This is a genomic window from Arenibacter certesii DSM 19833 (assembly GCF_000429545.1).
Classification (GTDB): Bacteria; Bacteroidota; Bacteroidia; order Flavobacteriales; family Flavobacteriaceae; genus Arenibacter; species Arenibacter certesii.
This window is the reverse complement of the sequence record NZ_AUCB01000014.1, coordinates 115,159-123,453: the sequence shown is the minus strand read 5'-3', so window position 1 is coordinate 123,453 and position 8,295 is coordinate 115,159. Positions and strand designations below refer to the sequence as shown.

Annotated in this window: 7 protein-coding genes; 2 read left to right on the top strand and 5 right to left on the bottom strand. The window is 37.2% G+C overall.

The annotated features are described in order from the left end of the window. Positions 1–186, top strand: a 186-nt coding sequence (locus G466_RS0109140; RefSeq protein WP_026813385.1) for a transposase, incomplete at its 5' end; no start/stop codon positions are given. A gap of 379 nt (positions 187–565) precedes the next feature. Beyond that, positions 566–1,771 carry a site-specific integrase gene (locus tag G466_RS0109135; protein ID WP_026813384.1) on the top strand — a complete coding sequence of 402 codons (1,206 nt, stop codon included), beginning with the start codon at positions 566–568 and terminating at the stop codon, positions 1,769–1,771. A 535-nt stretch (positions 1,772–2,306) separates the two neighbouring features. Here the strand turns inward: G466_RS0109135 and G466_RS21710 are convergent. The 5 genes from G466_RS21710 to G466_RS21705 form a co-directional block, all read right to left on the bottom strand. Continuing rightward, positions 2,307–4,049 carry an arylsulfatase gene (locus G466_RS21710; RefSeq protein WP_084418787.1) on the bottom strand — a complete coding sequence of 581 codons (1,743 nt, stop codon included), beginning with the start codon at positions 4,047–4,049 and terminating at the stop codon, positions 2,307–2,309. A 101-nt stretch (positions 4,050–4,150) separates the two neighbouring features. Further along, positions 4,151–4,942, bottom strand: coding sequence for an alpha/beta hydrolase (locus G466_RS0109125; RefSeq protein ID WP_034235126.1), 792 nt, complete (start codon positions 4,940–4,942; stop codon positions 4,151–4,153). A 15-nt stretch (positions 4,943–4,957) separates the two neighbouring features. After that, the gene (locus tag G466_RS0109120; RefSeq protein WP_189356666.1) at positions 4,958–6,067 is read right to left on the bottom strand and encodes an alcohol dehydrogenase catalytic domain-containing protein; all 1,110 of its coding nucleotides are present in this window, start codon (positions 6,065–6,067) and stop codon (positions 4,958–4,960) included. Beyond that, on the bottom strand, positions 6,054–7,226 hold the full coding sequence (locus G466_RS0109115; protein ID WP_026813381.1) for an AGE family epimerase/isomerase: 1,173 nt from the start codon (positions 7,224–7,226) through the stop codon (positions 6,054–6,056). Before G466_RS0109115 ends, G466_RS0109120 begins: the two co-directional genes overlap by 14 nt. A gap of 10 nt (positions 7,227–7,236) precedes the next feature. Next, the gene (locus G466_RS21705; protein WP_051315587.1) at positions 7,237–8,292 is read right to left on the bottom strand and encodes a 2Fe-2S iron-sulfur cluster-binding protein; all 1,056 of its coding nucleotides are present in this window, start codon (positions 8,290–8,292) and stop codon (positions 7,237–7,239) included. Between the last annotated feature and the right edge of the window lie 3 nt (positions 8,293–8,295).

Sequence of the window (8,295 nt, the reverse complement as noted above, 5' to 3'; positions counted from 1 at the left end):
TTACTAAGTCCAGAAGGTATTGCTCACAGAAAACAAAGATGTTGGGATGTGGAGGCAGTATTTGGCAACATAAAACACAATATGGACTTTAGAAGGTTTATGTTAAGAGGTCTGGATAAAGTAGAAACAGAAATAGGTCTAATTGCAATGGCGCACAACCTTAAAAAAGTGAGTTTAGCGATGTAAGAATCGCTTTGACTCATTTTAACTGGCCACTAATCACCTAATTAACAAACCAAGTTCAAAATAATATCAGAAAAACCAAAAAATAAAAGGTCGCCTAAATAGTTTTTAGACGACCTCCTGTTTTTATTGTAGTGATGGCAGAAGGATTCGAACCTTCGACCGCCTGTTTAGAAGAAAGGCAAAATAAGTTTTCCTTTAACAACATTTATCTTCATTTGGTTGAATATCAGTTATTTATGATTTAATGTTTTTCATTAATCAGCATTTAATGTATCTTTAAAGGACAATTGTTGTACCCATGTTGTACCTCCTTTTGCACCTATACCATTACAACCTTGTACTCATTTTGTTTAATTGTTGTACCTAATTAGTGAGAATTATGGCTAGTATACAAATAGTTTTGAGAAAAAAAGCGAAAGTGAATGGTACTTATCCAGTTTACCTTAGGATAACTATAAACCGTAAATCAAAATATTTCAAAACCATTTTTAACTGCCACGAAAACGATTGGGATTATAATTCTGGCCAATTCAAAAATAGTGAAAGGCATATTCAAAGTAATCGACTGCTTTTAAAGTTTAAAGACCGTGCTCTCGACATATATTCACAGTTAAAACTCAAAAATGACAACTTTACTTTGTTGGATTTTGAGAAAGCTTATAGAGTGTCCATGAATCCCTTAAGCAAAGATCTTCTTGAATTCTGGCAAGAATTAATATCTGAACTGATTACTGCTGGAAGAACGGGGAACGCGCGAATGCACAGAAACAGTTTTACATCTTTTAGAAATTTCATAAAAAAGAAACGTTTATCCTTTGAGGAATTAAATGTCTCACTGCTTTCCAAATATGAAGCAGATTTAAGATCCCGTGGTGGTACCGACGGAGGAATTAGTGTTAAGATGCGGGCGCTAAGAACACTTTACAATACAGCTATTCAAAGGGATTTAGTTGCAGGTGATAATTATCCTTTCAATAAATATAAAATTTCCAAATTAAAAGGTAAAGGAGCTAAGAAAGCCTTAAGTATTGAAGAAATAAAAACTATAATTGATTTGAATATTGACCAATATCCTGAACTGTTCGATAGTCATAATTATTTTGTCTTCAGCTTTTACACCCGGGGAATGAACTTTGCCGATATTATGAAACTAACATGGGACAATGTGAAAAATGACCATATCCATTATGTCCGTTCAAAAACAAAGGGCAATTTCCAAATTAAAATTCTTCCGCCAATAGAGAAAATCCTAAATCACTATAGAAAAAACACCATAGGTACGAAATATGTATTCCCAATACTGTTAAGTGACAACCTTTCCCCTAGTCAAGTCGAAAACCGGAAAAACAAAATACTTAAAAAGTTCAATGGGGATTTAAAGGAAATTGCATTTCATTGTAAAATTGATAAACCTTTGACAAGTTATGTTGCCCGACATAGTTTTGCCAATTGCCTTAAACAAAAAGGGGTAGCAACCGATATCATAAGTGAATCACTTGGCCATCAAAATTTAGCAGTTACACAAGCATATTTAAAGGATATGGATAGTTCTGTACTAGATGCAGCAAGTGCTCTTCTACTTTAGGAGGGATTAGTGTTAAAGTATTACTGAGAGTGCAATGAGGCACCGAATTAAACATAAAAATCTAATCATTAAAACAGCCATACAAATTCCCATAAAATAATAAAATCGAGGATACTACCCCGATCAGTACATTGTCACTTCATTGCGTAACACTCCATTACGGGCAAAGAGCTTCACTACAAAAGTCATGGACACAGTTCGCATTCTCATCTTTCCGTTTCATTAGCCCTTCCCGGAATGCCACGAAGCACACTTTTCTTCAAGAGGAAATTTCAAACGGAGACCGCCTGATTGGAATTTATTTTGTTTTTAGTTCCACTACCAGACTTTTCATGCTTCACAATATCCCTTTAACGGGTGCCAGATATACCTAAAGAATACAATGTATACTAATAGTGTAGAATACTATTGGCTAATCACTGATGCCTTGATTATGAACAAAAACTTAAGATTTACCTTAATATAAGTATTTGAACTTTTTTAGTTTGCCAATGGAGGTATATTCAAAAAGAAAACAAACCAACTTATTAACCCATTATTTCTCTATGGATTTCAAATACTTCTGAACTTCCTTATGTGCTTCATCTGCTTCTTCCCTAGTCCTGGTCAGTGGACTTTTGTCCCCAGCTACTACCTGTATCTCCAATTCTTCCCATGGCAAAACATTGGATTTTAATGCCCACGTATTATAAATAGATTCCATTTTTTTCACTTTTTCTGGAAAGGTATTAGCTAGATCGTTTATTTCTGTTCTGTCATCCTTTAGGTTATATAGTTCCCATTCCCCTCTTTCCAAAATAGAGACTAACTTCCAATCCCCCAATCTGACCGCTTTGTTGCCTTGATGCTCCCAAAATAATGTATCCCTTATCTTTTCATCTTTATAGATAATCGGAAGTAAACTTTTACCATCCAAAGGTTTAACCTCGTTATTATTGAACGATGTCGGATAGTCTGTTTCAGCCAATTCCAAACTTGTTGCCATGATATCTATAATATGTGCTGGCTGTTTTCTTAATTCGTTTTTAGTACGGATTCCTTTTGGCCAATGCACAATGAAAGGTGTGGCAATACCTCCCTCATGCATGTAGGTTTTAAATTTTTTAAACGGTGTATTACTTAGATTAGCCCACTTTAAACCATATCCCCCATAAGTATTTTCAGGCCCCAAGGCAACACCAGGATAATCACCGGACACAATAATATCACCTTCTTTTGTGTATAAGGGAACATAATTCATTATACTCCATGGCTTACCAGAATTCCCGATCATCCCATTGATATGCTCCGTTTTATCACCTCCATTATCCGAAAGGAAAAATATTATAGTATTATCTAATTTACCTTGATTTTTTAGAGCAGCTACCAATTCCCCCACCCCTTGGTCTAAATGCTCGATGGTACCCGCATAGGCTTCCATCCTAGATTGTTCCCAAAGTTTATGCTCCGCTTTGTCCCAAGCCACATTTTGTTCATCAATCTCTGGAAGTTCCCATGAAGGATCGATGATACCTTGGTTTACTAAATTTTTATAACGATCTTGTCTTAGTTTATCCCAGCCTTTTTCAAATTTCCCTTTATGCTTTGCAATAGCTTGCTTTCGTGCATGTAACGGCCAATGGGGGGCGGTATAGGCCATGTAAAGAAAAAAAGGCTTACCAGTATCATGAGTACTGATATATTCTATAGATTTTTTAGTTATGGCTTCAGTATAATAGAAATCATCATAGGGCTCCACATAGGAATTCCCTTCCACCAAAGTTAAAGGATCCCAATAGCTCCCTGCGGCAATAAGTGTCCCATAAAATTGATCGAAGCCTCTTTGAAGAGGCCAGTTATGCTTGGATTCCTCTGGTTTAAAGTTATGATTTAAATGCCATTTACCAACCATATAAGTACCATAACCAGCCTGTTTTAATACCTCGGCGATAGTTACGCATTCGTTGTTAAGATCAGCACGGTAACCCGGTTTCCCATAATCTTGGGCTGTCATATACCCTAGCCCAGTTTTATGAGCATATAGCCCTGTTAGCAAACTTGCCCTACTAGGCACACATCTCCCAGCATTATAAAATTGCGTAAACTTTAACCCGTTATTTCCCAAATCATCAATATTCGGGGTCTCGATCTCTCCACCATAAGAACTTAAATCCGAAAAACCCATATCATCTGCCATAATAACTATAATGTTGGGCCTTTCTTCTTTTGGCTCAATTCTATTTTTACATGCACCAAGCATTAGTGAAAGTGCAGCAAGTGTCATGAATTTACTAATCACAGTATAAATGTATTATGTTTAACATATAAAAATAATAAAATATTTCTGTATTACAAATAAATTCGATTCTATTATACACCCTAATAAATTAGCCTGTGTAATTATAATCGAGATGCAAAAAACTTCAATGACCTAACAATATGTTCTTTCCAATATTGCGTGGTATGCCCTCCTTTAAACTCTTCATAAATATGTTTTATACCATGGTCCTCTAAACCATTATGTAACTTTCTATTATGCGCTATTAAGGGATCATCAACCCCACAGTCAAAGCGAAAAGAAAGCAGCTTATCCTTATTTTTTAGTAAGCAGCCTATTACAGACTCATCCCCATTATTCTTGCGATAAGGATTCACATCGTCAACAAACAATTCCAATCCTTCAAAATTTGTAATTGAAGAATGGCCAGAAAAGGCAGTAAAAACATAAGGATATTTTGCACCAATACGCAAGGCTCCATAGCCACCCATCGACAGTCCGGCCATAAACCATTTAGATTTATCGCCAACTTGCCCTATTACCCGCCTTACAGCTTCTATGACGTCCTCGGCTATCCATTTTTCAAAATCAAAACCAGAATGAGCAAGATAACCACTCCCTTCCCCCCATAAACCATCAGAGGGCATTACAAGGACCATAGGTGGCAACACTTTTTTCACGATAAGATCAAGGGCTATATTATGGACATTCATATGTCTAGTCCATGCCCAATGGCTAGCATATACCCCATGTAGTAATATTGCTACTGGCAAATCCGAAATCTGCTCATTTCCTGGTGGAACAAAGACAGTGATATCTGCCCTCCCTTTTAGATAAGAACTTTGAACCGTTAAATACCTTAAGTTCTCAACCTCGTGTTTAGGATCGGAAACACTTATTTCTCTAATAATCATATGGTATATTTTTCACTAAAATAAAATTACACCCTTGGCATTTTTACCTGAAAGCATATCACTAAAAGCATTTTCTAAATTATTAGGAGTATAGGTTTGTGTTATCATTTTATCCAGCAACAACGATCCCTTTTTATAATAATCCAAAAGCATAGGAAAATCTCTATTAGGTCTGCATTTACCATATAACGGATTAATATAGATTTTATCCCACTCAAACAAGTTCATATCAAATTTAATTTCCTCTTCGATCCCACTTACCTGTACAGCCATGCCTCCATTTCGAATCATAGCTAATGGTGCAGCACCCAAAGACGGCACACCAGTACATTCAAAGGAATAGTCCGCTCCCCTATTTTCAGTTAGCTTCTTCACCTGAATGGCCGAATTCAACAATCCAACATCCATTTTTTCGGCTATAATAGTATGAGTGGCACCGTAAGCTGTACTCATTTTCAACCGCTCCTCATTAATATCAATTGCAATAATCTTCGCCGCTCCAGATATTCGTGCTCCTTGAATTACATTTAAGCCTACACCCCCAGTTCCCAAGACCACAACAGTTGAACCCTTTGTGACTTTGGCTACATTTATGACAGAACCAACACCGGTCATCACACCACAGCCCATTATACTAGCTACCTCTAAAGGGATTATATTAGGTGTTGGAAACACGGCAGCCTCTTTAACAATGGTGTGGGTGGACATTGTACCTAAGTTAAAAGAACGCTGAACCCCCTTGTTTTTATAAAGGGTACTTTCTAAAGACACGTGCCCCATATTAGGTTTACCTTGTCCTGTAACTGGAGACTGTAACTCGCAAATACTTTCACTTCCATTCTTACATTGAAAACAACTCCCACAAGGAATCGCCCAGTTTAAAATCACCTGATCTCCAGGTTTGGTGGTTTTTACATTATTTCCAACAGCCAAAACAACTCCGGCACCTTCGTGTCCCATGATCATTTGTTGTCCCCATTTGGTATAAGAATCGTAATCAGTATGGCATACTCCTGCAGCTTTTATCTCCACAAGGACTTCATCATTTTGCGGCAGTCCAACTTCAATATCCTCCAAGGAAAATGTTCCTTTGCCGTTAGCAATTATAGCTTTAGCTTTTATCATAGTCATGTTCTATTTTTTCTAATGTTTTCCAGCATTCATATAGAGACCTAGGCAAGTGGTAGCAACCTTTAAAACTCCCTTTCAAGTCCAATAACACCTCACCCCTCCTATTTAAATAACCATACCATTCCCCAAATTCTGGATCCGGAAAATATTTCCAAGTGTAAGTATGTACTTTTTCAAACCAGGACCACACATCGGCTCTTTTTGTGTGGTGAAACGCTTTCAATAAAGCAATAAGGGCTTCGTTATGGACCCACCACAATTTTTGGTCCCAATCCAATTTCCATTGCATAGGCTTGTTTTTCCAGTCCATAAAATAGTAGATACCTCCAAACTGATCATCCCAGCTGTAGGATAGCATTTTAATGGTAATATCTGTAGCTTTTTCAATGGTATTAATATCATTTGTTTGAGCTGCCAAATCCATGACCATCCACATGGATTCGACAGCATGACCTGGTACGATCAATCTTCCATCTACTGTATCCGGATGACTCCCATCTGGTGCCACATTTTCAAAAAATAATTCTAATGTTTCATCATAATGATGCGTTAGCAACTTATGGATACTATTGCTTTTTAAACTGACGATCGTTTCATCATCCAAAACACCTTCCATTTCCAGTGCCATATTAGCGTCCAGCATAAGTTTCCCCATACAGTTCATCGGACGGAAACCTGTTTCCTTATTAAAAACATGTTTTGGGTTACTCCATCTTTTTTCAATCCGGTCATAAACCTCTCTAGCCAAAGTTTTATACTTGGCATTTCTAGATGCTTTGTAATATTGAGAAAAACCCAAAGCGGCAAAGCAATCAGAATAGATGTTGGATGGTTTTTTCAAGGCGTTACCTTGTTGATCAAAGGAAAAATAAAATTTTCCATCCTCGTCCATGCCATTTTCTACTAAAAACTCAGCTCCCAACTTGGCTATTGCCAACCATTCAGGTTTTTTTTCAACTTCGTTGTACAGTTTGCTGTAGGTCCAGACTTGCCTACCTATGGGCCAGGCATATTTATCGGTATCAAATACATTTCCTTTACGATCTAATGATGTTAAATAGCCACCATGAACTTTGTCTAACGAATATCTGGACCAGAACGGAATAACTTCTTCGAGCAATCCATTTTTATACTGGTTTATTAACTCTTTCATTTGAGGTTATTTAAATTTTCAATTCCAATGCCCCTTTGGGTTTGCAACTACAGGGCAAGCATGTACCAGGGTCTGGCTGAATCATAGTTGCATGATTATAGTTTACCTCCCCAGCAACTATTTCGGTTAAACATGTACCACAATCCCCGAAGAGACAACCAACATCAATATTAATATCATGGGCCTCGGCTAGTTCTACAATCGAGTTATATTCTGGAGCCCACTCCACTGTTTTCCCCGAGACACTAAATGTAACGGCTGTTGATTCCTCTTTAGAGCCCTCATCCGACATAACAGAATAGGCTACGCTTGCTGGACCAAACGATTCCGTATAAATACGATTATCGGATACCCCTTCCAAACGCAATGATCCAGTTATATAGTTCATCATCATAGGAGGACCACAGACATAAAAATCATAGGAGCCATGGCTAAGTTTACTTTTCATATAATCATAGTCGACAAAACCAAAATAATCATAATCCAACCCCAATTTATCCGAGCGCAAGGGATTGGAATAACAAATAAAGATCTGAATATTATTGTTTTCTTTATTTAGGTTTTCTAAATGGGCCTTAAAGATATGATCGGTACTATTAGTGACGCCCAAAAAAAATATGACATTCTGATTGCTTTCAGATTCCACTATGGCATTGACCATACTGAGCAATGGAGTAATCCCAATACCGCCTGCAACAAGCACAATTGGAGTTTGCTCATTGGAATTTAAGAAAAAATCGCCCATAGGACCTTTAGCTTCCAAGATATCTCCTTCCTGAATGTACTCATGAAGTAAGGTTGAGGCCTTACCTGAAGGTATCTTTTCCGAATTATCGAGAGTCAATTCCTTTTTTACGGATATTCTATAGTAATCTTTTCCAGGTGCTTCAGAAAAGCTGTAAAACCGTTGAATATAGTGTCCTTGTCCTTCTGGTTTAATTTTAAACAAGAGATGTTGCCCAGGTTTAAAAGGGGCTAAGGACTCATTGTTTTCCGAACATAAGTACAATGAGGAGACAAGTTCGCTCTCCTGAACCTTTTTAAATAATTTATATTTTTTAAGCATTGG